Source organism: Nocardioides humi (genome assembly GCF_006494775.1).
GTDB classification, from domain to species: domain Bacteria; phylum Actinomycetota; class Actinomycetes; order Propionibacteriales; family Nocardioidaceae; genus Nocardioides; species Nocardioides humi.
The window spans coordinates 4,473,307-4,496,014 of sequence record NZ_CP041146.1 but is presented as its reverse complement, the minus strand read 5'-3'; the positions used below and the strand labels follow the sequence as shown (position 1 = coordinate 4,496,014).

Annotated in this window: 15 protein-coding genes and 1 pseudogene; 3 read left to right on the top strand and 13 right to left on the bottom strand. The window is 73.5% G+C overall.

Annotated elements, in window-relative coordinates:
- Positions 1-5: 5 nt before the first annotated feature.
- The 3 genes and pseudogenes from guaA to FIV44_RS21800 all read right to left on the bottom strand — a co-directional run bounded on the left by guaA (position 6) and on the right by FIV44_RS21800 (position 5,491).
- A pseudogene (gene guaA / locus FIV44_RS21810) lies at positions 6-1,591 on the bottom strand (glutamine-hydrolyzing GMP synthase).
- 490 nt (positions 1,592-2,081) lie between these two features.
- Positions 2,082-3,797: a GMC oxidoreductase gene (locus FIV44_RS21805; RefSeq protein WP_141006272.1), complete on the bottom strand. Its 1,716-nt coding sequence runs from the start codon at positions 3,795-3,797 to the stop codon at positions 2,082-2,084.
- A gap of 53 nt (positions 3,798-3,850) precedes the next feature.
- The gene (locus FIV44_RS21800; protein ID WP_141006271.1) at positions 3,851-5,491 is read right to left on the bottom strand and encodes a succinic semialdehyde dehydrogenase; all 1,641 of its coding nucleotides are present in this window, start codon (positions 5,489-5,491) and stop codon (positions 3,851-3,853) included.
- Between the two features lie 179 nt (positions 5,492-5,670).
- On the opposite strand from FIV44_RS21800, the gene FIV44_RS21795 reads away from it, so the two are divergent.
- On the top strand, positions 5,671-6,036 hold the full coding sequence (locus tag FIV44_RS21795; protein WP_141006270.1) for a cupin domain-containing protein: 366 nt from the start codon (positions 5,671-5,673) through the stop codon (positions 6,034-6,036).
- 27 nt (positions 6,037-6,063) lie between these two features.
- Positions 6,064-9,156: an ATP-binding protein gene (locus FIV44_RS21790; protein ID WP_141006269.1), complete on the top strand. Its 3,093-nt coding sequence runs from the start codon at positions 6,064-6,066 to the stop codon at positions 9,154-9,156.
- On the opposite strand, the gene FIV44_RS21785 is transcribed toward FIV44_RS21790, so the two are convergent.
- From FIV44_RS21785 to FIV44_RS21765, 5 genes are all read right to left on the bottom strand, one after another.
- Positions 9,143-9,904 carry a class I SAM-dependent methyltransferase gene (locus FIV44_RS21785; RefSeq protein WP_281285756.1) on the bottom strand — a complete coding sequence of 254 codons (762 nt, stop codon included), beginning with the start codon at positions 9,902-9,904 and terminating at the stop codon, positions 9,143-9,145. The genes FIV44_RS21790 and FIV44_RS21785 overlap by 14 nt on opposite strands.
- Positions 9,904-10,917: a phosphotransferase family protein gene (locus FIV44_RS21780; protein ID WP_141006267.1), complete on the bottom strand. Its 1,014-nt coding sequence runs from the start codon at positions 10,915-10,917 to the stop codon at positions 9,904-9,906. Before FIV44_RS21780 ends, FIV44_RS21785 begins: the two co-directional genes overlap by 1 nt.
- 89 nt (positions 10,918-11,006) lie before the next feature.
- Positions 11,007-12,461: an aldehyde dehydrogenase gene (locus tag FIV44_RS21775; RefSeq protein ID WP_141006266.1), complete on the bottom strand. Its 1,455-nt coding sequence runs from the start codon at positions 12,459-12,461 to the stop codon at positions 11,007-11,009.
- Complete coding sequence (locus FIV44_RS21770) at positions 12,458-13,636, bottom strand: Rv3169 family protein (RefSeq protein ID WP_141006265.1); 1,179 nt, start codon at positions 13,634-13,636, stop codon at positions 12,458-12,460. Before FIV44_RS21770 ends, FIV44_RS21775 begins: the two co-directional genes overlap by 4 nt.
- Positions 13,633-14,793: a phosphotransferase family protein gene (locus tag FIV44_RS21765; RefSeq protein ID WP_246086542.1), complete on the bottom strand. Its 1,161-nt coding sequence runs from the start codon at positions 14,791-14,793 to the stop codon at positions 13,633-13,635. Before FIV44_RS21765 ends, FIV44_RS21770 begins: the two co-directional genes overlap by 4 nt.
- 96 nt (positions 14,794-14,889) lie before the next feature.
- Between FIV44_RS21765 and FIV44_RS21760 the strand changes: the two genes are divergently transcribed.
- A complete protein-coding gene (locus FIV44_RS21760) occupies positions 14,890-15,465 on the top strand; it encodes a TetR-like C-terminal domain-containing protein (protein ID WP_141006264.1) in 576 nt (191 codons plus the stop codon).
- On the opposite strand, the gene FIV44_RS21755 is transcribed toward FIV44_RS21760, so the two are convergent.
- The 5 genes from FIV44_RS21755 to FIV44_RS21735 form a co-directional block, all read right to left on the bottom strand.
- On the bottom strand, positions 15,462-16,172 hold the full coding sequence (locus tag FIV44_RS21755; protein WP_246087058.1) for a carbon-nitrogen hydrolase family protein: 711 nt from the start codon (positions 16,170-16,172) through the stop codon (positions 15,462-15,464). The genes FIV44_RS21760 and FIV44_RS21755 overlap by 4 nt on opposite strands.
- A gap of 5 nt (positions 16,173-16,177) precedes the next feature.
- A complete protein-coding gene (locus FIV44_RS21750; RefSeq protein WP_141006263.1) occupies positions 16,178-17,284 on the bottom strand; it encodes a GuaB3 family IMP dehydrogenase-related protein in 1,107 nt (368 codons plus the stop codon).
- A 38-nt stretch (positions 17,285-17,322) separates the two neighbouring features.
- The gene (locus FIV44_RS21745; RefSeq protein WP_181410755.1) at positions 17,323-17,892 is read right to left on the bottom strand and encodes a Uma2 family endonuclease; all 570 of its coding nucleotides are present in this window, start codon (positions 17,890-17,892) and stop codon (positions 17,323-17,325) included.
- Positions 17,893-17,984: 92 nt separating this feature from the next.
- Positions 17,985-19,484, bottom strand: a complete 1,500-nt coding sequence (gene guaB, locus FIV44_RS21740; RefSeq protein ID WP_141006261.1) for an IMP dehydrogenase — start codon at positions 19,482-19,484, stop codon at positions 17,985-17,987.
- Positions 19,485-19,554: 70 nt separating this feature from the next.
- A complete protein-coding gene (locus tag FIV44_RS21735; protein WP_141006260.1) occupies positions 19,555-22,698 on the bottom strand; it encodes an HtaA domain-containing protein in 3,144 nt (1,047 codons plus the stop codon).
- Between the last annotated feature and the right edge of the window lie 10 nt (positions 22,699-22,708).

Below are 22,708 nucleotides of genomic sequence, written 5' to 3'. Positions count from 1 at the left end.
TCGGCTCACTCCCACTCGATGGTGCCCGGCGGCTTGGAGGTGATGTCGACGGTGACCCGGTTGACCTCGGCCACCTCATTGGTGATCCGGGTCGAGATCCGCTCGAGCACGTCGTACGGCAGCCGGGCCCAGTCGGCGGTCATGGCGTCCTCGGAGGTGACCGGGCGGAGCACGACGGGGTGACCGTAGGTGCGGCCGTCGCCCTGGACGCCGACCGAGCGGACGTCGGCGAGGAGGACGACGGGGAACTGCCAGATGTCGCGGTCGAGGCCGGCGGCGGTGAGCTCCTCGCGGGCGATGGCGTCGGCCTCGCGGAGGAGGTCGAGGCGCTCGCGGGTGACCTCGCCGATGATCCGGATGCCGAGGCCGGGGCCGGGGAAGGGGTGGCGCCAGACGATCTCCGGGGGAGGCCGAGCTGCTCGCCGACCAGGCGGACCTCGTCCTTGAACAGGGTGCGTAGCGGCTCGACCAGCTCGAACTCGAGGTCCTCGGGGAGGCCGCCGACGTTGTGGTGGGACTTGATGTTGGAGGTGCCTGCTCCCCCGCCGGACTCGACGACGTCCGGGTAGAGGGTGCCCTGGACCAGGAAGCCGACCTTGGTGCCCTCGGGGGCGTCCTTGATGACGTCGATCTCGGCGGCCTCGAAGGTGCGGATGAACTCGCGGCCGATGATCTTGCGCTTGGTCTCCGGGTCGGTGACGCCGGCGAGGGCGTCGAGGAACTGCTTCTCGGCGTCGACGACGACCAGCTTGGCGCCGGTGGAGGCGACGAAGTCGCGCTCGATCTGCTCGGTCTCGCCCTTGCGCATGAGCCCGTGGTCGACGTACACGCAGGTCAGTCGGTCGCCGATCGCCTTCTGCACGATCGCGGCCGCGACCGCGGAGTCGACGCCACCGGACAGGCCGCAGATGGCCCGGCCGTCGGGACCGACCTGCTCGCGGATCCGCTCGATCTGCTCCTCGGCGATATTGCCGATCGTCCAGGTCTGGCGGCAGCCGGCGATGTCCCACAGGAAGTGCTCGAGCACCTTCTGGCCGTGCTCGGAGTGCAGCACCTCGGGGTGCCACTGGACGCCGGCGAGGCCGCGGTCGACGTCCTCGAAGGCCGCGACCGGGGTGACCTCCGTCGCGGCGAGGACATCGAAGCCCGCGGGCGCCGCGGTCACGGAGTCGCCGTGGGACATCCACACGTTGTGCTCGGTGGGGATGCCGCCGAGGAGGGTGCCGGCGTGGCCCACGTGGACCCGGGTCCGGCCGTACTCGCGGGCGCCCGTCGCGGACACCTCGCCGCCGAGTCCGCGGGCCATCAGCTGGAAGCCGTAGCACATGCCGAACACCGCCGTACCGGTGCCGAAGAGGGCGTCGGTGTCGATCGTCGGCGCGCCCGGCTCGTACACCGAGGACGGGCCGCCGGACAGGATGATCGCCTTGGGGTTGCGGGCGACCATCTCGGCCACCGGCATGGTGTGCGGGACGATCTCGGAGTAGACCCGCGCCTCGCGCACCCGGCGGGCGATCAGCTGGGCGTACTGCGCCCCGAAGTCCACCACCAGGACCAGGTCGTGCTCGGGCTGGGTCTCCTCGGCCGTCATGACGGAATCGTATCGGCGGGGCGTCAGTGGTCCCGCACCCGCGTCGCTCCGCTCGCCGAGTGGCCCGAGCCCCTGGGACGCCGAGCTCGTCAAGTGGCCCGAGCCCCTGGGCGAGGGCCGTATCGAGACGCCCGCCCGATGATCTCGATACGCGCGTCGCGACCTCGTCCCTCGGTCGCGGCGCTAGTCGATCTCCCCGGCTGGTCCGCGAGTCTCCTCGTTCCTCGGAGCCTCGCGGGCCGGTGAAAACGCACCAGGGCCCGGCCGGGGAGGGAGGGTGGCCGGGCCCTGATTGTCCACGCAGCTGATGGACAGTGCCTGGACCGAGCCCGGGCTTCGGGAGGGAGCGTGAATTCCCGGGCTCGCTTCGTTCAACGACCCCACCAGGGGCGGGTTACGCCGACTCCCGACAAGTTCGGCCAAAACTTCTGGAGCGGTCCCGAAGCCCCGGAACCGCCCCAGCAGTCACATCAGCCCCTCTGATCTCGCGTCAGCTCACACCCACGATCGGGAGCCGCAGCGCGGCGGGGGCGTCCGCGGGGACGACGGGCGCCTTCGGCGCCACGGGATCGATCTGCCGGTACGCCGAGCCCAGCGCCGGGCGGGAGTCGGGCTCCCCCTTGTTGGGCCAGTACGCCATCGCCCGCTCCGCCTGCGCGGTGATGGTCAGCGACGGGTTCACGCCCAGGTTGGCCGAGATCGTCGAGCCGTCGACGATGTGGAGGCCCGGGTGGCCGTAGGCCCGCTGGTAGCCGTCGACGACGCCGGTCGCGGGGCTGTCGCCGATGGTGCAGCCGCCGATGAAGTGGGCGGTGAGCGGCCGGTTGAACGGCTCGCCGATGGTGCCGCCGGCGGTGCCGCCGCCCATGACGTCCGCCATCCGGCGTACGGCGTCGTTGGCCGCGGGGATCCAGGTCGGGTTCGGCTCGCCGTGGCCCTGCTTCGACGACAGGATCCACTTGCCCGCGACCCGGCGCGGGAAGGTGGTGATGGAGTTGTCGACCGACTGCATCACCAGGGCGATCACGACGCGCTCGGACCAGTGCCTGACGTCGTAGAGGTCGCGGACCCGCCGGCGCTCCTTCCACAGCTCCTTGAGCCACACCCGCCAGCGCGGCTCCGGGCCGTCGCCGTCGGTGAGCACGGTCTGCATCAGCGACATCGCGTTGCTGCCCTTGCCGTAGCGCACCGGCTCGATGTGGGTGTGCGCGTCGGGGTGCCACGACGAGGTGATCGCGACGCCCTCGGTGTAGTCGACGTCGGCGCCCTGCGGCGCGATCGCGCCCAGGATCGACTCGGAGTTGGTGCGGGTCAGGTGCCCGAGCCGGTCGGAGATCCCGGGCAGGTCGCCCTCGGCCTTGAGCCGGTGCAGCAGCTTCTGCGTGCCGAGCGCCGCGGCCGAGAAGACGACCTGCTCGGCCGTGAACGTCTTGGTGGCGGTACGACGCGACAGCTTCGCCTTCGTCCAGCGGGTGTCGACGCGGTACCCGCCCCCGGCCAGCGGCCGGACCCGGGTCACGGTGGTGAGGGGGTGGACCTCGGCGCCGTTCTGCTCGGCGAGGTAGAGGTAGTTCTTGACCAGGGTGTTCTTGGCGTTGTGGCGGCAGCCGGTCATGCACTCACCGCAGTTGCGGCAGGTGGTGCGGCGCGGGCCGACGCCGCCGAAGTAGGGGTCGGCGACGGTCGTACCGGCGTCCTGGTCGGGGCCGCCGAAGAAGACGCCGACCGGCGTGGGATGGAAGGAGTCGCCGACGCCCATCTGCTCGGCGACCTTCCTCATCACCTCGTCGGACGGGGTCATCCGCGGGTACTCGACCACGCCCAGCATCCGCTTGGCCTGGTCGTAGTAGGGCGCGAGCTCGGCCTTCCAGTCGGTGATGTGCGCCCAGGAGGGGTCGGTGTAGAACGGCTCGAGCGGCTCGTAGAGCGTGTTGGCGTAGACCAGCGAGCCGCCGCCCACGCCGGCCCCGGCGAGGATCAGGCAGTCCTTGACCATGTCGATGCGCTGGATGCCGTAGCAACCGGCCGACGGGGCGTAGAGGTACTTCTTGAGGTCCCAGGAGTTGTCCGCGAAGTCGGCGTCGGTGAACCGGGCACCGGCCTCCAGGACGCCGACGCGATAGCCCTTCTCGGTCAGCCGCAGCGCGGTGACCGAGCCGCCGAAGCCGGAGCCGATGACGAGGACGTCGTAGTCGAACCCGCTCATGCGCTTGCCTCGCGGTGCTCCTGATGCTGGAATGACTCGCTCGCTTCGCTCGCTCATGCGCGCCCCAGCTTGTCCATCAGCCGCAGCGAGGCGGTCATGAACCTCGCATAGCCCTCGTCGGACATGCCGAGCATCGGGCCGAACCGGATCAGCCGCTGCGTGGCGACCGACTGGGTCTCGGTGTAGCGGTGGATCCCCTCGGCCCCCTGGCGCCGGCCCATGCCGGACTCGCGCATGCCGCCCATGGGGGCGTCGATGCTGGCGAAGGTGGCGCCGAAGGCCTCGTTGACGTTGACCGTGCCGCACTTGACCTGCCGGGCGATGGCGCGGCCGCGGGCGGTGTCGCGGGTGTAGACCGACCCGTTGAGGCCGTACTCGCCGTCGTTGGCGCGGGCGATGGCGTCGGCCTCGTCGTGGAAGCGGTAGATCGAGACGACCGGGCCGAAGGTCTCGTTGCCGAAGCAGGTCATCTCCGGGGTGACGCCCTCGAGGATGGTCGGCTCGTAGTAGTACGGCGCCAGGTCGGGCCGCGCCCGGCCGCCGGCCAGCACCCGCGCCCCCTTGGCGACGGCGTCGTCGACGTGGGCGGTGACGGTCTCGAGCTGGTCGGCGGAGATGAGCGTGCCCATGTCGGCGTCCCAGTCGAGCGTGGCGCCGAGGCTCATCGCCTTGGTGCGCGCCACGAAGCGCTCGACGAAGCGGTCGTAGACCTGGTCGGCGACGAACATCCGCTCGGTCGAGACGCACAGCTGGCCGGCGTTGGAGAAGCTGGCCCGCACCGCGCCCTCGGCCGCGCGCTCGATGTCGGCGTCGCGGAGGACGAGGATCGGGTTCTTGCCGCCGAGCTCCAGCGAGCAGCCGATCAGCCGCTCGGCCGCCTGCCTGGCGATCAGCCGGCCGGTCGCGGTCGAGCCGGTGAAGCAGATGTAGTCGGCGCGCTCGATGATCGGCGTACCGAGCTCACGGCCCGGGCCGGCGACGACCTGCCACAGGTCGCGCGGGAACCCCGCCTCCTCCAGCAGCTGCGCCCCGAGCAGTGCCGAGAGCATGGTCTGCGCGTCCGGCTTGGCGACCACGGCGTTGCCGGCGAGCAGGGCGGGGAGGCCGTCGCACAGCGCCATCGTGAACGGGTAGTTCCACGGCGAGATGATGCCGACGACGCCCTTGGGGACCCGGTTGAGCTCGACCTTCGTGAGACCGGGTACGACGCCGGGGACGCGCTTCGTGTCGAGGTGCTTGTGGGCGGTGCGGGCGTAGTAGCGCGCGGTGAGCGCGATGTGGAGCGGCTCGTCGAAGGCGTGCTTGCGCGCCTTGCCGGACTCGAGCTGGATCAGGTCCATGATCTCGGCCTGCCGGTCGAGCACGATGTCGTGCAGCCGGTGCAGGATCCGGGCCCGCTCGTCGATCGACACCCGCGCCCACGCCGCCTGCGCGACCCGCGCCCGGCGGAACGCCTCGGCGACGTCCTCGGTGCTCGACTGCGGGATGTTGGCCACCGGCGCGCCGTTGATCGGCGAGTGCACCTGAGTGGTCGCGCCCGTGGTCGCCAGGATCCGGTCGGTCAGCCGGGCGACATGCTCCGGCTCCAGGGCGTACGACGCCCGCGGGTCGTGCTCGGGGTCGTGCGGCCCCTCGATCGAGGGGCCGCCCCGACCCTCGGAGGACGCGCCGGAACCGGAGATCGCTTCGCTCATGTGACGAGGGTAGGTGAGCGAGGTCACCGACGCTACCGATCAGTAGGAGATGTGCGGCTTTACACATGTCTTTCTCGTGTCAAGCGCCGGGAACGGGCTGCAAGCCGGCTGCAACCGACGCGGCGCAGGCTCCTCGGGAGCGCGGCGAACGGCGCCGCGACCCCACCCGGGAGATCACCATGACCCTGACCCAGAGCACCGAGCAGAAGACCTTCAGCGCTCCCGACGAGACCCGCTCCTTCGAGCGCGGCGTCGCCGAGATCGTCACCGTCGCCGGCACCCCGATCGGCCGGCTCACCCTCCAGCCCGGCTGGCGCTGGTCCGAGCACGTGAAGCCGATCGCCGGCACCCACCTGTGCGAGGCGCCGCACTTCCAGTACCACGTCAGCGGCGAGCTCGGGATCCTGATGGCCGACGGCACCGAGCTGGTCGCCCGGCCCGGCGACGTGACCTCGCTGCCCGAGGGGCACGACGCGTGGGTGATCGGCGACGAGCCGGTCGTGGTCGTCGACTGGTGGGGCGCGTCGGAGTACGCCCGGCCGTGAGTCGCTCCCCGGCGTAGCATCGTGCGGGTGAGCGCACTCGCCGTGCGTGTGCTCGGGGAACTCACGGTCGACGGCTTCGACATCGCAGCGCTGGACAGGAAGGCCCGCGGCCTGCTCCTGCTCCTCGCGCTGGCCGGCGGCCGGCCGGTGCCGGTCGACGCGGCCGTGGATGCGCTGTGGGGGGACTCCCCGCCGAGCCGGCCGGGCGACCAGGTGGCCGTCCTCGCGAGCCGGGTACGACGCCTGCTCGGCCGCGACCGCGTGGAGCGCACCGACGGCGGCTACCGGCTGCGCGCCGACTGGACGGACCTGACCGAGCTGGACGCGGTGGTCCACGAGGCCGAGCGCCGCCACGGCGACGGGGAGACGGGCGGCGCGGCCGCGGCGGCCCGGGCGGCGCTCGCGCTGCTGCGCGGCCCGGTGCCGGCGGTGCGGGCCGAGGCGGCGTGGGCGAGCGCGGAGCACGCGGCCGCGACCCGCTTGGTGCAGCGCGCCCGGCGGGTGGCGGCGGCCGGCCTGCTCGCGGCCGGCGAGTGGCGCGACGCGCTGGAGCTCGCGAGCGCGGACCTGGTCGCCGACCCGCTCGACGAGGCGGCCGCGCGGACGGCGATGCGGGCCCACGCCGCGGCGGGCCGCCCGGCCCAGGCCCTCACCGTGTACGCCGACCTGCGGGCCACGCTCGCCGACGAGCTCGGCACCGACCCCGCCGCCGAGACGGCCGAGCTGCACACCGCGATCCTGCGCGGCGACCTGCCCGTGGTCCGGCCCGCGCCGCGGGTGCCGGCGCTGGTCGGGCGCGACAGCCAGGTCGCGCACCTGGACTCGCTGGTCGGCCGGGCCGGGGCCGAGGGCACGCCCCGGGTGGCCCTGGTCGCCGGCGAGGCCGGGATCGGGAAGACGACGCTGCTGACCAGCTGGGCGGCGGCGCGTCGTACCGCCGGCGACCGGGTGCTGCTCGGGACCTGCGGGCCGCTGGACCGCGCGGCCCCGCTCGACGTCGTCCTGTCGGCGCTGGCCGCGCACCTGCGGGACGCGGACCGCGAGCCGCTGCTCGGCATCACCGACCACGCGACCCGCTCGGTCGATCCCGCCCTCGGCCCGTCGGTGCTCTACGCCGCCGTCACCCGGGCGCTGGCGCGGATCGCCGAGGACGCGGGCCGTCCGGTCGTGCTGGTGGTCGACGACGCGCACCTGGCCGGGCCGACCCTCGCCGACTGGCTCGCCTACCTCGCGCGGCGGCCGCTGCCGGTGGTCGTGGTGCTCGGTGCACGGCCGGACGAGGGCACTCCCCTGCCGGCGACCGACCACGTCGGCCTCGGCCCGCTCGACCGCGCCCACGTCGCCGCGCTCGTCGGCGAGCGGCGGGCCGACGAGCTGCACGCCCGCTCCGGCGGCCACCCGCTCTTCCTCGCGGAGCTGGCGACCGTGCCCTCCGGCGAGCTGCCGGAGACCCTGGTCGCCGCGGTGACCGCGCGCTGCGACCAGCTCGGCTCGGCCGGCGAGCTGGTCCGCACCGCCGCCGTGCTCGGCGGCGACCTCGACATCGACCTGCTGGCCGGCGTGCTCGGCCGGAGCACCCTCGACGTGCTCACCGACGCCGAGCGCGCGGTGCGCGGCGGGCTGCTGGTCGAGGCGTCGGGCCGGCTGCGGTTCCGGCACGACCTGGTCCGCACCGCCCTCGTCTCCGGTACGACGGCGGGCCGCACCGCGCTGCTGCACCGCGAGGCCGGGCGGGCGCTCGCCCGGCGCCCGGACGCGGACCCGGCGGCGGTCGCCGAGCACGCCCGGCTGGGCGGCGACCGGGACCTCGCGGCCCGCTGGCTGCGGACCGCGGCCGAGCGGGCCGCGGAGCGCTTCGACCACGCGACGGCCGAGGAGCTGCTCGACCAGTCGCTGGCGCTCGCACCCGACGACGCCAGCCTGCTCGCCCGCGCCCGGGTGCGGATCCGGCGGCGCCGCTACCGCGACGCGGAGGCGGACGCGCTGGCCGCCGCCGACGCCGGCCCGATGCGCTGGGAGACGGCCGCCTGGGCGGCGTACTTCGACCGGCGCTTCGACGACGCCGCGTCGTACGCCGACGACGGGGCGCTCGCCGCCGAGGACGCCGCGTCCCGCACCCGCTGCCTCGTCGCGTCGGGACGGATCCTGCACGCCCGCGGCGAGCTCGGCGTCGCCGGGGAGCGGTTGGACGCGGCGCTGGCCGACGCGACCGGCGCGGACCGGCTCGAGGCCGCGGCCTGGCGGGGCGTGCTGCACGCGCACCGCAGCGAGGTGGACGCGGCGCTGGCGCTGCTGCGGCCGGCGACCCGGCCCGGCGTCGGCGTGGTGCACACCCCGGCGTCCTTGCACGCGCAGCTGTTCACCGGGCACACCCTCGCCGTCGCAGGCCGGGCGGCCGAGGCGCTGGCCTGCTTCGACGGCTACACCGCGGAGGTCGCGCGCCGCGACGTACCGCGCTTCGCCGGCCGCGGCGTGAACTTCGGCGGCTGGGTGCTGCGCAACCTCGGCGCGGTGCCCGCCGGGGTCGACGCGCACGAGGAGGCGGTCGCGGCCGCGGTCGACGGAGTGGTGATCCCGGAGGTGCTGGTCGCCGGGCTCGAGGACCTCGCGGAGGCGCGGATCCGGGCGGGCGACGCCGACGAGGCGGCCGCTCTCCTCGAGAAGGCGTCCGGCGCGCTGGTCGGCGACCTGGTGTTCGGCTGGCGGCTGGCGATGAAGCGGCAGCTGCTGCTCGCGCAGGTCCACCTGCTGCGCGAGGAGCCCGAGGCCGCGCTGTCGGTCGCGCTGGCGCTGGCGGCCGCCGCGGCGCGCGGGGGCGTCCCCCGGTACGACGCCTGCGCGAGCCTGCTCGCCCACCGCGCCCGGCACGCGCTCGGCGAGCCCGTCGACCCCGCAGCGGCGTGGCGCGACCTCGGCCGGGTGGAGCGTGCGGTGGGCATCGAGGCGTGGTGGTGGGCCGGCAGCACCGGCGCCGCCCTCGGGGACGAGCGGTGGCTGGGCCGGTCGGCGGAGCTGGTGGCCGGGCTCGCCGACGCGGCCGGCCGGCATGCCGATGTGTTGAGGGACGCGGCCGGGCGGCAGCTGGACCGGTGGCAGGCGACGGTCGTCAGCGCGCGGTGAGCACCAGCATCGGCACCACGACCTCGGGGGCACCGGCCAGCAGGCGCTCCGCCTCCTGCCGCACGGCGTCCTGCTCCTCGGTGGGCAGTCCCGCGACGAAGGGCGCATGGTGGGCCATGCCGAGCCGCCACGCGACGAGGTCGCCCGGGCGGTGGACACCGGTCGCGACCACGACCCGACGGACGGCGACCGTCGCGAAGCCGGCCGCGCGACCGAGCGCGGCCAGCCGGCCAGGGTCGCCGACCCGGCGCTCGGTGCCGTCCTTGAAACGGCCGTACCAGGCGGGCGCCGTGTAGCCACACCCGGCGAGCACCTCCTCGACGACCGTCTTCGCCGGATGGGTCCAGCCCTCCGCGAACGCCGACGCCAGCAGGACCGGCACGACCCGGCGCACCTCAGCCAGCGCGGGCCCGGGATCGGGCAGGTGGCCGAGGCTGAGCCCGGCCACCGCGAGGTCGAAGGCGTGGTCCCGGAAGGGCAGCCGGGCCAGGTCCGCGGCGACCGCCTCGACCGCCCCGCCGAGCATGGCCGGCGCGAGGTCGACGCCCACCGCCCGGACCGCTCCCCTGCGCCGGGCCGCCGCTCCCACGACCCCCGTCCCGGCCCCCGCGTCCAGCACCACCGCGCCGGCCAGTGGGACCGGCGCGTGCCCGAGCAGGGCCTCGGCCAGCCGCGCGTAGACCGCCACCGGCCCGGCCCGCCACGCGGCGGCCGACCGGTCGTAGGCGTCCCGGATCGCGTCGGTCACTACAGGAGGGCCGCCGCAGCGACGGCCCGCTCCTCCCACCACGCCAGCTCGTCGTCGTACCCGCCGAGGGCCTTCTCCCAGCCGAACTGCACCAGCGCGCCGAGCAGCCCCAGCGCCAGCTGACGGTCCCACCACGGCCCGGTGTCGACGCCGCGGCGCTCCAGGGCCGCGCGGTAGAGCTCGATCGCCTGCTCCTTGCCGACGGGCAGGCGGCGACAGTTGATGGCGAGGTACCACGCCAGGTCCGCCGTGCCCGCGCCCCGGCCCGGCGTCTCCCAGTCGAGCAGGATGGTGCGGTCGGCTCCGTCGGTGGGGTCGGTGGGGTCGGTGCCGAGGTTGTCGAGCTTCCAGTTGCCGTGCACGAAGGTCTGCGGGGTGCTGTCGAGGGCGGCCAGCAGGGGCGCCGGATCCTGGACGAGAGGTACGACGACCGCGGCCGCCCGCGGCGCCACCGACTCCAGCAGCGGCCAGCCCTGGGCCACCAGCCGCGGCACCAGGTGGTCCTGCCCGAGCGCCGCCTCCGCCGCGGCCATCCGCGGCGAGAGCTCCAGGTAGCGGTCGGCCGGCGCGACCACGTCGATGTCCCGCTCGGTGCCGAGGAAGGCGGCGTGGAGGGCGGCGAGGTGGTCGAGGAAGCGGGCGTTCTGCTCCTCGGTGATCGGGTCGTCGACGGCCGGCACCAGCCACTCGCCGACGTCGCGCATCAGCAGCGCCGACAGCGCGGGGCGGTCCCCGTCGTGGGCGACCGCGACGATCGGCTGGGCGATCTCGTCGGGGAGGTCGCGCAGGATCCCGCGCCGCCACAGCTCGACGGTCGGGCTGCCGGGTACTCCGGCCGCGCGCAGCGACCAGTCGCGGTCGTGGTCGAGGTACTTCACGACGTACCGGGTGCCGTCGATCGTCACCCGCTCGAGCACCGCGCCGGACTTGCCGGGCGCCTCCATCACCTCGCGGTCGGTCGCGCCGGCGAGCAGCGCGTCGACGGAGTCGAGGACCTCCGGCTGCTCGGACATCGCGGTCTCCTGGGCTCGGGACTGGTCGGTCAGGCCCGAGCCTGGGCGCCCAGCCTTGCAGCCGGATTGCAGCGCGGTCCACCCCCGCGCTACATCGGCGGCGCCGAGAGGTACACCGACTTCAGCTCGGTGTACTGCCCCAGCCCCTCGGGCCCGAACTCCCGCCCCAGCCCGGAGGCCTTGAAGCCGCCGAAGGGCGCCGCGAAGTCCATCGTGTAGGTGTTGACGCCGTAGGTGCCGGTCCGCACGCCGCGCGCGACCTCCAGGCCGGCCTCCTGGTCGGCGGTCCAGACGGTGCCGGCGAGGCCGTACTCCGACGCGTTCGCGATCCGCACGGCATCGGCCACGTCGTCGTACGGGATGACGGAGAGGACCGGGCCGAAGATCTCCTCCTGCGCGATCCGCATCCCGTTGTCGACGCCGGCGAAGACGGTCGGCCGGACGTACCAGCCGTGGTCCAGGCCCTCGGGCCTGCCCTCGCCCCCGGTGAGCAGCCGGGCGCCCTCGTCCTGCCCGATCCGGATGTACGACGCCACCCGCTCCTGCTGGCGCTGCGCGACCATCGGCCCGATCTCGGTCGCCGGGTCGAGCGGGTCGCCGACCTTCATCGCGCCGATGGCCGAGGCCAGGGACGCGGCGAAGGCGTCGTGCCGCTCCCGCGAGACCAGGACCCGGGTCTGCGCGACGCAGGCCTGGCCGGAGTTCATCACGCCGAGGAACTTCAGGCCCTCGATCGCGGTGGTCTCGTCGGCGTCGTCGAGGATGATCGCCGCCGACTTGCCGCCGAGCTCGAGCGAGACCCGCTTGAGCTGCTCGCCGCAGATCGCGCCGATCCTGCGGCCCGCCGCAGTGGAGCCGGTGAAGGCGACCTTGTCGACGCCGGGGTGGCGGACCAGGTGCTCGCCGACCTCGCGGCCGCCGGCCACGATCGAGACGACGCCCTCGGGGACGCCGGCCTCGACGAGCAGCTCGGCGAGGAGGTACGCGTCGAGCGGGGTCTCCGGCGCCGGCTTCACCACGACGGTGCAGCCGGTGAGCAGCGCCGGGATCACCTTCGAGAGGATCGTGAACTGCGGGACGTTCCACGGCGGGATGGCCGCGACGACCCCCACCGGCTCGTGGCGGACGACGACGTCCGCGCCCAGCGCGCCCGGCCGGGTCGCCTCCCAGGGGAACTCCCGGGCGATGGCGAGGAAGGCCTCGATCTGCATCCACGGCGCGGGCGCCTGGGCCAGGTTGCTGAACGAGATCGGCGAGCCCATCTCGGTGGAGATCACGGTCGCCATCTCCTCGAGCCGGGCGGCGTACAGGCCGGAGAGGGCCTGCACGACGTCGATCCGCTCGGCCGGGCTCATCCGTGGCCACGGGCCCTCGTCGAAGGCCGTGCGGGCGGCCGCGACGGCGGCGTCGATGTCGGCCGCCGAGCCCTCGGGGACGCGGGCGACCACCTCCTCGGAGTGCGGCGAGACCACCTCCAGCACGGCGTCGGTGGCGGGCTTCGCCCAGCTGCCGCCGATGAAGAGGGCGTCGCGGTCGAGGGTCATGGAGTCTCCTTCGCCAGGTCGAACCAGTCGCTGAATCCCGAGGGGTCGTGCCGGCCGAGGGCGCCGTGCTCGAACAGGCCCCACCCCTCGGAGCCGTCGGGTACGCCGGCGCCGGGACCATGCACGGTGGCCTGCCCGACGTGGTCGATCACGCCGAACATCACGCGGCCCGCGACGGCGGGGTCGAACATGTCGTACGTCAGCCGCTCGGTGAACGCAGGGCCCTTCCACATGCCGTGGGTCCAGTCCGAGTCGCCGCCGTACCCGCCGCCGACGTGGATCGGGACCGGCAGCTTCGAGGCGACCTCGAGCACCAGCTCCTCGCCGCGCGGGGTGGTGCAGACGATGGTGGCGCCGGCGGGGACCCGGGTGCCGGGTGCGTAGCGGACCGACACCCGGGGCCAGCCGAGCTGCTCGACCCGGCCGTCGCGCCAGACCCGGGTGCAGTCGTTGAGCGTGCGGAAGCCGTCCGGCGTCTCCTGGATGATGATGACGACGCAGAACTCGTCGAAGCGCAGCGGCACGTAGAGCCACCACATGCCCTCGAACGCCGGGTCGGCCGGCTTGCCCGCGGGCGCCGCCTCGCCGACCGGGCGGATGCCCCAGGACCGGTCGCGGGAGCCGAGCCAGCGGTCCGGCGTCACCGCGATGTCGGTGCCGTCGACGCTGATCACGCCCTCCCAGGTGCCGAGCTGGGCGAAGCGCTGGGCGTCGAGCGTCGTACCGCTGCCCTGGCGCATGACGTGGGGCAGCTCCTGGACGACCGGGAAGGAGCCCTCCCAGGTCAGGTCCATGGCGATGCCCTCGGTCTCCTCCAGCACGAGGCGCAGCCGGTGCAGCGGCTCGATGACCTCGACCCGGTAGCCGCCGACCTGCTGGGCCATCCGGTCCGCGCCGCGGGGGTCGGCGGCGTCGCCGAGGTGGACGGCGGTCTGCTCGTCGCCGCGGCGCAGCAGGACGAAGGCGTCCTTGGTGCCGAGGTTCGGGTAGAAGCCGAGGCCGGTGATGAGGAACAGGTCGCCGGTGCGGTCGTGGGCGTTGAGATAGCAGCGGTCGTAGAAGTTGCGGTCGCTGCTGCCGGCCCACGCGACCGGGCGCGGGAGCTGGTGGATGGGGTACTCGTCGAGCGGGCCGAGGCCGACGTACTCGTCGTGCAGGCCGTGGTCGTGGTTCATGCGCCGACCTCCTCGAGGAGCCGCTCGAAGAGGGGACGGTGATGGAAGACCGACTCGGGGTCCTCGGGACGCTCGATCTCGCCGAAGTGGATCTGCCGGGCACTGGTGCGCAGGAAGACGCAGCCCCAGTTGACCGCCGCGTGGACGAGGTACCAGGTGAGGTCGCCCGGCTCGACGCCGCTGAGCTCCCGGTACGTCGCCACGACGTCGTCCGCGGCGAGGAAGTCCGGCATCCCGGGGAGCCCCAGCATGGTCGCGATCTCCTGGAAGACCTGGTGGGCGAACACCAGCCAGGCGAGATCCATCTCGCGGGGGCCGAGCGTGGCCATCTCCCAGTCGAGGACGGCGACCGGCTCGAAGTCGCGGTACATCATGTTGCCGATCCGGGAGTCGCCCCAGACCAGCACGGGGTCGCCCTCCTCGGCGGGCAGGTTGGCCTCGAGCCAGGCCAGGCCGCGCTCGATCAGCGGAGAGCGCGGGCTCGCCTCGTCGGTCGTGATGGCGTACTCGTACCAGGCGCGCGTCTTCGCGAGATTGCGGGCCAGTGGGGTCGCGCCCTCATGGCCGGTGACCGCGGGATCGAGGAAGCCGAAGGTGGTGGCGGCGTCGGGGACGGCGTGCAGCCGGGCGAGCACGGCGATCGAGGTGCGCTGCAGGCGCTCCTGCTGCTCGGGCGAGGCGTCGAAGAGCCAGTTGTCGCCGAACGGGTAGGGCAGCACGTCGGGCGGCACCGCGCCGTCGAGCCGCTCCATCAGGAAGAACGGGGTGCCGAGCACGTCGCCGGTCGGCTCGTTGAGGCCCACGGGCGGGACCGGGACGCCGGCGAGCTCGCCCGCGAGACGCATCGCGTCGTACTGGTCGGTGAGCCGATACTCCGCGAAGACGGGCAGGTCACCGGCGGCCGGGGCCACGCGGGCGACGTACTCGCGGGTGATCCGGGCGCCGTCCTCGGTGCTGGTGACCCCGAGCAGCACCGTCTCGCTCGACATGCCGTTGGTCTGGATCCCGTCGTGCACCGTGACCGTGGGCGCGCTGCCCTCCGGCAGCACCCCGGCGAGCCACCCGGTGAGCCGCGCACGAAGGTCGTCGGCATCGCGACTCGACCGCTGCAGGGTCATGTCGGCGGGTGGGGGCGACGGCGTCACGGGGTCGGTCACGGGCTCCTCCTGGGGTGGCACCAGCCTGTTAGAACGTGTTCTACTTGTCAACGGGCGATTACGGTACCCTCGGTATCGAAAGAGGGGAAGAGGTCCATGGGGGCGAGATCCGCCGGCCGTCCGCGGGACCCGCGGATCGAGCGGGCCGCGCTGGAGGCGGTGCGCTCGTTGCTGACCGAGGGCGGGTACGCCGCCGTCACGGTCGCCGCCGTCGCCGCCCGGGCGGGGACGACCAAGGCCGCCCTCTACCGCCGCTGGCCCGCGCTCCCCCACCTCGTCCACGAGGCCGCGTTCCCCGGCGAGCTGGCCCTCGACCTGCACCTCGGCGCCGATCTCGTCACCGACCTCGCCGGCGTCGTCCGCGGCACCCGCGACGCCCTCTGCGCCCCCGTCGCCGCGGCCGCCCTCCCCGGTCTCCTCGCCGAGGTCACCACGTGGCCGGACCTGCACGCCGCCATGCTGGAGCGCTTCACCGGCGTCTTCCGCGCGCTCGACGAGCGCATCCGGGTCGCCGTCCACGCCGGCGAGGCGCACCCCGACACCCGCGCGGACGACCTGCTCCGCCTCGTGATCGGCGCCGTGCTCTCCGGCGTGCTGCTGACCCCCGGCCGGCTGGACGACGCGTGGGTCGAGCGGCTCACCGTCACGCTCGCGCGCAGCCTGCGGCCCTAGCCGATCTCCGCGACGGCCAGCCCCTCCTCGTCGCCGAGCCGGGCGAGCGGCTCGGCATCCGGGCCGTAGATCGCGGAGCAGCCGATGAAGGTGTGCGCTCCGCAGCGGCCGGTCAGGCCCGCGACGACGACGTGCAGGCCGTGGTCGAGGGCGCGGGCGGCGTAGGTGACGTCGAGGCGGCGGGCACCGCCGGGGAAGTACGCGACCGAGGCGAGGTACGCCGACGCGCCGGCCGCCGCGGCGAGCGCGGCGTGCTCGGGGACGCTGCCGTCGCGACAGATCGAGAGGGCCAGCACGACGCCGTCGACGGTGATCGTCGCGGGGTGGTCGCCCGGGACGAACCAGGTGGGCTCGTCGCCGTCGAGGTGCTGCTTGTCGTACGGCGCCGCGAGGGTGCCGTCGCGGTCGACGACGACGGTGCTCAGGGTGCGGGCGTGGTCGCGCTGGAGGGCGGCCGAGGCGACGACCGTCGCCCCGGCGGCCCCGGCGGCGTCCCGCAGCGGGTCGAGCGCCGCGCCGGCCAGCACGTCGAGGGTCGGCAGCGGCGCGGCGAACACGCCGGCGTCGTACCCCGTGAGGAAGGCCTCCGGCAGCACGACCAGCCGGGCGCCGCGCGCACCGGCCTCGCGGACCAGCCGGGCCGCGGTCGCGACGTTGTGCGCGAGGTCGCCGGCGCGGGCCTCGGCCTGCGCGGCGGCGACGACCAGGCCGCTCAGTGCGCGACGACCTCGACGCGCTGGAACTCCTTGAGCTCGGTGTAGCCGGTGGTGGCCATCGAGCGCTTGAGGGCGCCGACGAGGTTCATGGTGCCGTCGGCGACACGGGAGGGGCCGAACAGGATCTCCTCGATCGTGCCGACCTGGTCGAACCGCACCCGCTGACCGCGCGGCAGGTCGGCGTGGTGGGCCTCGGCGCCCCAGTGGAAGCCGCGGCCGGGGGCGTCGGTGGCGCGGGCGAACGGCGAGCCCACCATGACGGCGTCGGCGCCGCAGGCGATCGCCTTGGCCAGGTCGCCCGACGTACCGATCGAGCCGTCGGCGATGACGTGGACGTAGCGGCCGCCGGACTCGTCGAGGTAGTCGCGGCGGGCGGCGGCGACGTCGGCCACGGCGCTCGCCATGGGGACGGCGACGCCGAGCACCGTGCGCGTCGTGTGGGCCGCGCCGCCGCCGAACCCGACGAGGACGCCGGCCGCGCCGGTGCGCATGAGGTGCAGCGCGGCCTGGTGGGTCGCGCAGCCGCCGACGATGACGGGGACGTCGAGCTCGTAGATGAACTCCTTGAGGTTGAGCGGCTCCGCCTGGCTCGAGACATGCTCGGCCGAGACCGTGGTGCCGCGGATGACGAACAGGTCGACGCCCGCGTCGGTCACCGTCTTGGCGAACTCCTTGGTGCGCTGCGGCGACAGCGAGCCCGCGACGGTCACCCCGGCCTCGCGCACCTCGCGCAGCCGCTCGGTGATCAGGTCGGCCTTGATCGGCTCGGTGTAGATCTCCTGCAGGCGGCGGGTCGCCTCCTCGCCCTGCAGCCCGGCCACCTCCTCGAGCAGCGGCTCGGGGTCGTCGTACCGGGTCCACAGGCCCTCGAGGTTGAGCACCCCCAGGCCGCCGTACCGGCCGAAGTCGATGGCCGTCCGCGGCGACATCACCGAGTCCATCGGGGCCGCGAGGATCGGCAGCGAGAACCGGTAGGCGTCGATCTGCCAGTCGACGCTGACCTCCTCGGGGTCGCGCGTGCGCCGGGACGGCACGATCGCGATGTCGTCGAAGGAGTACGCCGTCCGGGCCCGCTTGGCGCGGCCGATCTCGATGTCGCTCACGCCGAGGAGGATATCGGGCGCCGCCGCGGAACCCGCGCTCAGCGCAGGACGGCGGCCAGGTCGACGGTCACGGTGCCGTGCTCACCGACCTGCACGTCGGCGGTCGGATTCCCGTCATCGATCGTCGCCAGGAGCTCCCAGCGGCCGTCGACGTTCTCCTGGACCTCGATGGTGCGAGCATCGAGGTCGACCACCCAGTACTGGGCGATCCCGGCCTCGGCGTACTCCGGTCCCTTGCGGATCAGGTCCTCGCGTCGCGTCGAGGGCGAGAGCACCTCGGCCACGAGGATCGGCGTCTCGACGACGGGCAGCTCGGTGCGCACCGGCGCGCCGAACGCCGCCACGTCCGGCAGTCGCTCACGGTTTCGCGGCAGCGCGATCCCCACGGACTCGATGACCTCGAGACCAGCCAGTGCGTCCTCGATCAGGTTCGCGAGCCGCCGGGCGGCCTGTTGGTGTTCCGGCCGGGCACCGAGCGGGCTCATGAAGACCACGATCCCGTCGACCCATTCCGCCCGAGGGTGCTCGGGCAGAGCCTGGTACTCCTCGTACGACATCGGGATGCGTTGCAGGGTCTCCACGTGGTCTCCAGCGAGTGCGACGGACACATCGGTTCTCCTTCCATGATGGACCCGAGAGCAGGTCATCAGGAAGTGAACCGGGTTTCGTCAGCGCGCGTGCGCGTCCTCCACAGGCGTCGTCACCGGTGGTAGTTGGGCGCCTCGACGGTCATCTCGATGTCGTGCGGGTGGCTCTCCTTGAGCGAGGCGGAGGTGATCCGGATGAACCGGCCCTTCTCCTGCAGCTCGGGGATGGTCTGCGCGCCGACGTAGAACATCGACTGGGACAGCCCGCCGAGGAGCTGGTGGGCGACGCCGGCGAGCGGGCCCTTGTAGGCGACCCGGCCCTCGATGCCCTCGGGGACGATCTTGTCGTCGCTGGTGACCTCCGCCTGGAAGTAGCGGTCCTTGGAGTAGGACTTCTTGCCGCGGCTCGACATGGCGCCGAGGGAGCCCATGCCGCGGTAGGCCTTGTACTGCTTGCCCTGGTGGAAGACGACCTCGCCGGGCGACTCCTCGCAGCCCGCGAGCATCGAGCCGATCATCACCGACTCGGCGCCGGCGACGATGGCCTTGGCGATGTCGCCGGACTGCTGGAGGCCGCCGTCGGCGATGACGGGTACGCCGGCGGGGCGGGCCGCGAGCGAAGCCTCGTGGACCGCGGTGACCTGGGGGACGCCGCAGCCGGTGACGACGCGCGTCGTACAGATGGAGCCGGGGCCGAAGCCGACCTTGACCGCGTCGGCACCGGCGTCGACGAACGCCTGCGCGCCCTCACGGGTGGCGACATTGCCGCCGATGACCTGGACGTGCTTGGTCGCGGGGTCGGTCTTGAGCCGGCGGACCATGTCGAGCAGGAGGGTGACGTGGCCGTGGGCGGTGTCGGCGACGAGGACGTCGACGCCGGCCTCGATCAGGGCGGTGGCCCGCTCCCAGGCGTCGCCGAAGTAGCCGATGGCGGCGCCGACCATGAGCCGGCCGTCGGCGTCCTTGGAGGCGAGCGGGAACTGCTCGGACTTCACGAAGTCCTTGACGGTGATCAGGCCGCCGAGGCGGCCGTCGGCGTCGACGAGCGGGAGCCGCTCGCGCTTGTGCTTGCGCAGGAGGGCGGTCGCCTCGTCGCGCGAGATGCCGACCGAGCCGGTAACCAGCGGCATCGGGGTCATCACCTCGTCGACCTTGGTGGTGGCCCACTCCGCGACGGGGGTGAACCGCAGGTCGCGGTTGGTGCAGATGCCGAGCAGGTGGTTGTCGGCGTCGACGACGGGCAGCCCGGAGACGCGGTACTCGCCGCAGATCCGGTCCAGCTCCTCGAGCGTCGCGTCGGGGCCGATGGTGACCGGGTTGGAGATGATCCCGGTCTGGGTCCGCTTCACGAGGTCGACCTGGTAGGCCTGCTCCTCGGCGGACAGGTTGCGGTGCAGGATGCCGATGCCGCCCTGGCGGGCCATCGCGATCGCCATCCGCGACTCGGTGACCGTGTCCATCGCGGCGCTGATCAGCGGCGACCTCAGCGAGATCTCGCGGGTCAGCCGCGAGGTGGTGTCGATGTCGTCCGGCACCAGGTCGGAATGACCGGGCAGCAGGAGGACGTCGTCGTAGGTGAGACCGAGTGCGGCGAACTTGTCCGGGACCTCCACCACGCCAGTCTAGGCCGTGACGGCGCTCACGGCCTGCCCGGTCCCAGGCAGGCCGTGAGCGCGGCTCGCGCTAGCGGCGCTTGCGCACGACCAGCTTCTGGTACGCCGTCTGGGCGGGCTCCTGCGTGGCGTTCCCCGCCAGCTCCAGACGCAGGAAGTGCCGGCCCTTGGCCAGGCGGGGCAGCTTGATCTTCAGCCTGCCGTTCTCGGCCCGGGCCAGGTGAGCAGTGGCGACCACCTTCCCGCCCTCGCGTACCACGACCTGGCCGGTCGGGTGTCCCGCGGCGCCGACGAGCCGGGCGTCCAGCCGGATCACGGCCCGCTTGCCCGCGCGTACCTTGGCCTTCTTGAACCGCCAGTCGAGCTCGACCGCGGCCGCGGTCACGGTGGGTGGCGGCGTGACGACCGGGTCGGTGATCTCGGCGCCGAGAACGCCGTCGAGGTAGATCGGGTCGAGCGCCGCGCCCGCCTCGTAGAAGCCAGCGAACGCCGCCGCACCGGATCCGGTCAGCGCGGCCGGCAGCTGCCGGGCCGTGATCCGGTCGCCGGCGACGCGCCAGGCACCGGCGGCGTCCACGTCGGCCAGCTCGACCGCGGGGTACGCGACCACTTCGTGGGTCGTCTCGTCCTTGGACGTCACGTCGGCGACGAGGACGCCGGTCCCGCCGTCCAGCCGCAGCACCGGGTTGGCGATGGTCAGCTCCAGGCAGGGCGAGTCCTCGGCGGCGCAGGTCGGCGGGCCGTCGTGGCCGGCGAACCGGACGCTGCCGCCCAGCCGCACCTCGGCCGTGCCGTTCGCCGGGTCGCTCCACCCGCCGGTGACCGGGAAGGCGAAGGTGCCGTCCGGGTTCTGGGTCACCTCGTCGGAGACGGTGGTGGTGCCGTGGGCGATCGGTCCGGCGAGGTAGTCGCGGAAGGACTTCTTGACACCCCAGGTCACCGTGCCGCCGCTGATCTCGCGGCGCACCCTCGACGGCTCGGCGACAGTCAGCTCGACAGGGCGGGTGTAGGTGGTCCCGACCGCATTGGACAGGCGGGCACGGAACCGTGTGCCGGTCTGCTCGACATCGGTGTCGAGCACCGTGAGGAACCCGCCGTCGATCTCCACGTTCTCGTCGTCGCCGCTGATGCTCTCCCAGAAGCCGGCCACCCGGCGCTGCCAGGTGATCGTGGGGTAGGGGAAGCCGGAGGGCATCACCTTGAACAGCGCGTCCTCGCCCTCGGCGACCGTGACGCTGTCGGGCTGCGCCGCCACTCGGGGGAAGAACTCGACGGTGAGGTCGGCCACGGCCGAGGCGCTGGTCGCCTGGCCGTTGGTGGCGAGCACCCGGAACTGCCGACCGTTGTCCTCGCTCGTCGCGGACCAGGTCAGCGTCTCGCCGGTCGCGTCAGGGACGTCGGCCCACTTCGCCGAGGCGCTGCCGCGGGTCTGCCAGCGGATCGCGTCGGCACCGGTGAACGCCGTCGTGAACGTGACGTCCTGCGTGACGTCGTCCTCGCCGAGGCGGATCACCTGACCGGTCGGCGACGTCGACGCCACCGGCGCCAGGCCGGTCATCCGGTACTTCAGCACGCGATCGTCGCCGGTGGTGCTGGCGACGAAGACGGTCTGGTCGGTGCCGATGTCGGCACCCAGATAGTTGGAGAAGGAGTTCGAGCCCAGCCCCGGGACGCTGACGTCGGTCCAGCCGTCACCGTTCCAGACGCGGAACTTGCGGGCGGAGTAGTCGAGCATGAGCACCGAGTCGCTCGACGTCTCGGTGCGCTCGGCGAGGAACGCCCCACCTGGTGCCCCGAACCAACCCCCGCCCGTCCACTGACCGTCGACCGACACGAGCCTCACCTTGTCGCCGTTGTACGCCGAGAGCCACACGCCACGGCTGTCCCGGAAGGCCATGGTGGGCTGGTCGAACACTCCCGGCTGCATCGACCTCGGGTCGGCGAGACCGTCCAGGGCGACGGCGGTCATGGTCAGGGTGGCGGTGGCGAGGGTGATCAGTCGTGCGCCGTTGCCGAAGGTCGGCGGAGCCCCCGCGGAGGTCGTCACCAGGCTGGTCCGGGTGCGCGCGGCCACCGACTCGCGGCCCTCGAACCGGAGACCGGTGTAGGTCTGCGCGACGTACCCGGGCTGACCGGCGGACGCGGTCAGGAGCGCGAGCCCGTCGGAGCCGAGGACGATCACCCGGTCGTAGCGGCTGTCGAAGGAGATCTCATGAACCGTCCCGATGCCCGGGGCGACCACGGAGCTCGTGTAGCCGGCGTCGGGGTCGTAGGCGTAGACGACGACGTCCTGGCTCGCGGCCATCAGCACGGCACCGGTCTCCGAGTCGAGGACCATGCCGGGATAGCCGCCGTTCGCGGCCTCGATCGTGGCGGTCTCGAGCGGGGCGAGCGTCTCGTGGTCGTAGGCCTGCAGCACGGGCACGGAGCCTCCTGCGGGCAGGTGCTGCACGTGCAGCACGCCGCGCTGCGCGTCGGCGACGACGTTCGTCACCTGCGCGAGGCCGTCGATCTCGCCGGCGCGCTCGTACTGGGGCGCGCCCGACGACACGACCTGCTCGGCGGTGACGACCGGCTTCCCGCCTGGTCCGTCGTAGTCGATGGTCACGGGGTCGAGGGCGGCGCCCGTCGCGTAGAAGCCTGCGAAGGCCGGCGCCGCGTCCTCCGTCAGCGTCGCCGCCAGGTCGGTCCAGGTGGTGCGCTCGGCACCGACCGTCGGCGTGGTCGGGGCGATGTCCAGATCGGCGAGCGGAACGCGGCCGTAGTCCACGACCTCGCCGGCCAGGGTCTTCGACACGACCTCGGCGGTGATCGCCTGGACGTCGCCGTCGATGTCCACCTCAAGGTTGCTGAACGTCATGTCCAGCGCACCCCCGTGGGCGTTGAAGCCGACCGTGCCGGAGAGGTCGAGGTGCAGCGCGTGGCTGTCGGGGTCGTAGCTGCCCTCGGCGACGTCGAAGACGAACTCGCCGTCGTCGTTCTGGGTGAGGCCGTCGGAGACGGTCACCCCGTCCGCGCCGATGTAGTTGCGGAAGGAGGCGCGCACGCCCCACACCACCGTGCCGTCGGTGATGGCGACGGCCGTGTCGTCACCCTCGGCAGCCCGGGCCGGCGGCGCGGTGAGCAGCAGGGGCGGGATCAGCAGGGAGAGCATGGTCAGCAGCACGAGGGGTGGGCGCGCCAGAGCACCCCACCCGGACGACGACGAGGTCACCGGAGGTCCT

What these genes read in the sequence shown, in the direction of transcription:
- FIV44_RS21805 (WP_141006272.1), bottom strand. Translation starts at nt 3,797, where the DNA reads ATGAGCGGGTTCGACTACGACGTCCTCGTCATCGGCTCCGGCTTCGGC.
- FIV44_RS21800 (WP_141006271.1), bottom strand. Translation starts at nt 5,491, where the DNA reads ATGAGCGAAGCGATCTCCGGTTCCGGCGCGTCCTCCGAGGGTCGGGGC.
- FIV44_RS21795 (WP_141006270.1), top strand. Translation starts at nt 5,671, where the DNA reads ATGACCCTGACCCAGAGCACCGAGCAGAAGACCTTCAGCGCTCCCGAC.
- FIV44_RS21780 (WP_141006267.1), bottom strand. Translation starts at nt 10,917, where the DNA reads ATGTCCGAGCAGCCGGAGGTCCTCGACTCCGTCGACGCGCTGCTCGCC.
- FIV44_RS21775 (WP_141006266.1), bottom strand. Translation starts at nt 12,461, where the DNA reads ATGACCCTCGACCGCGACGCCCTCTTCATCGGCGGCAGCTGGGCGAAG.
- FIV44_RS21770 (WP_141006265.1), bottom strand. Translation starts at nt 13,636, where the DNA reads ATGAACCACGACCACGGCCTGCACGACGAGTACGTCGGCCTCGGCCCG.
- FIV44_RS21760 (WP_141006264.1), top strand. Translation starts at nt 14,890, where the DNA reads ATGGGGGCGAGATCCGCCGGCCGTCCGCGGGACCCGCGGATCGAGCGG.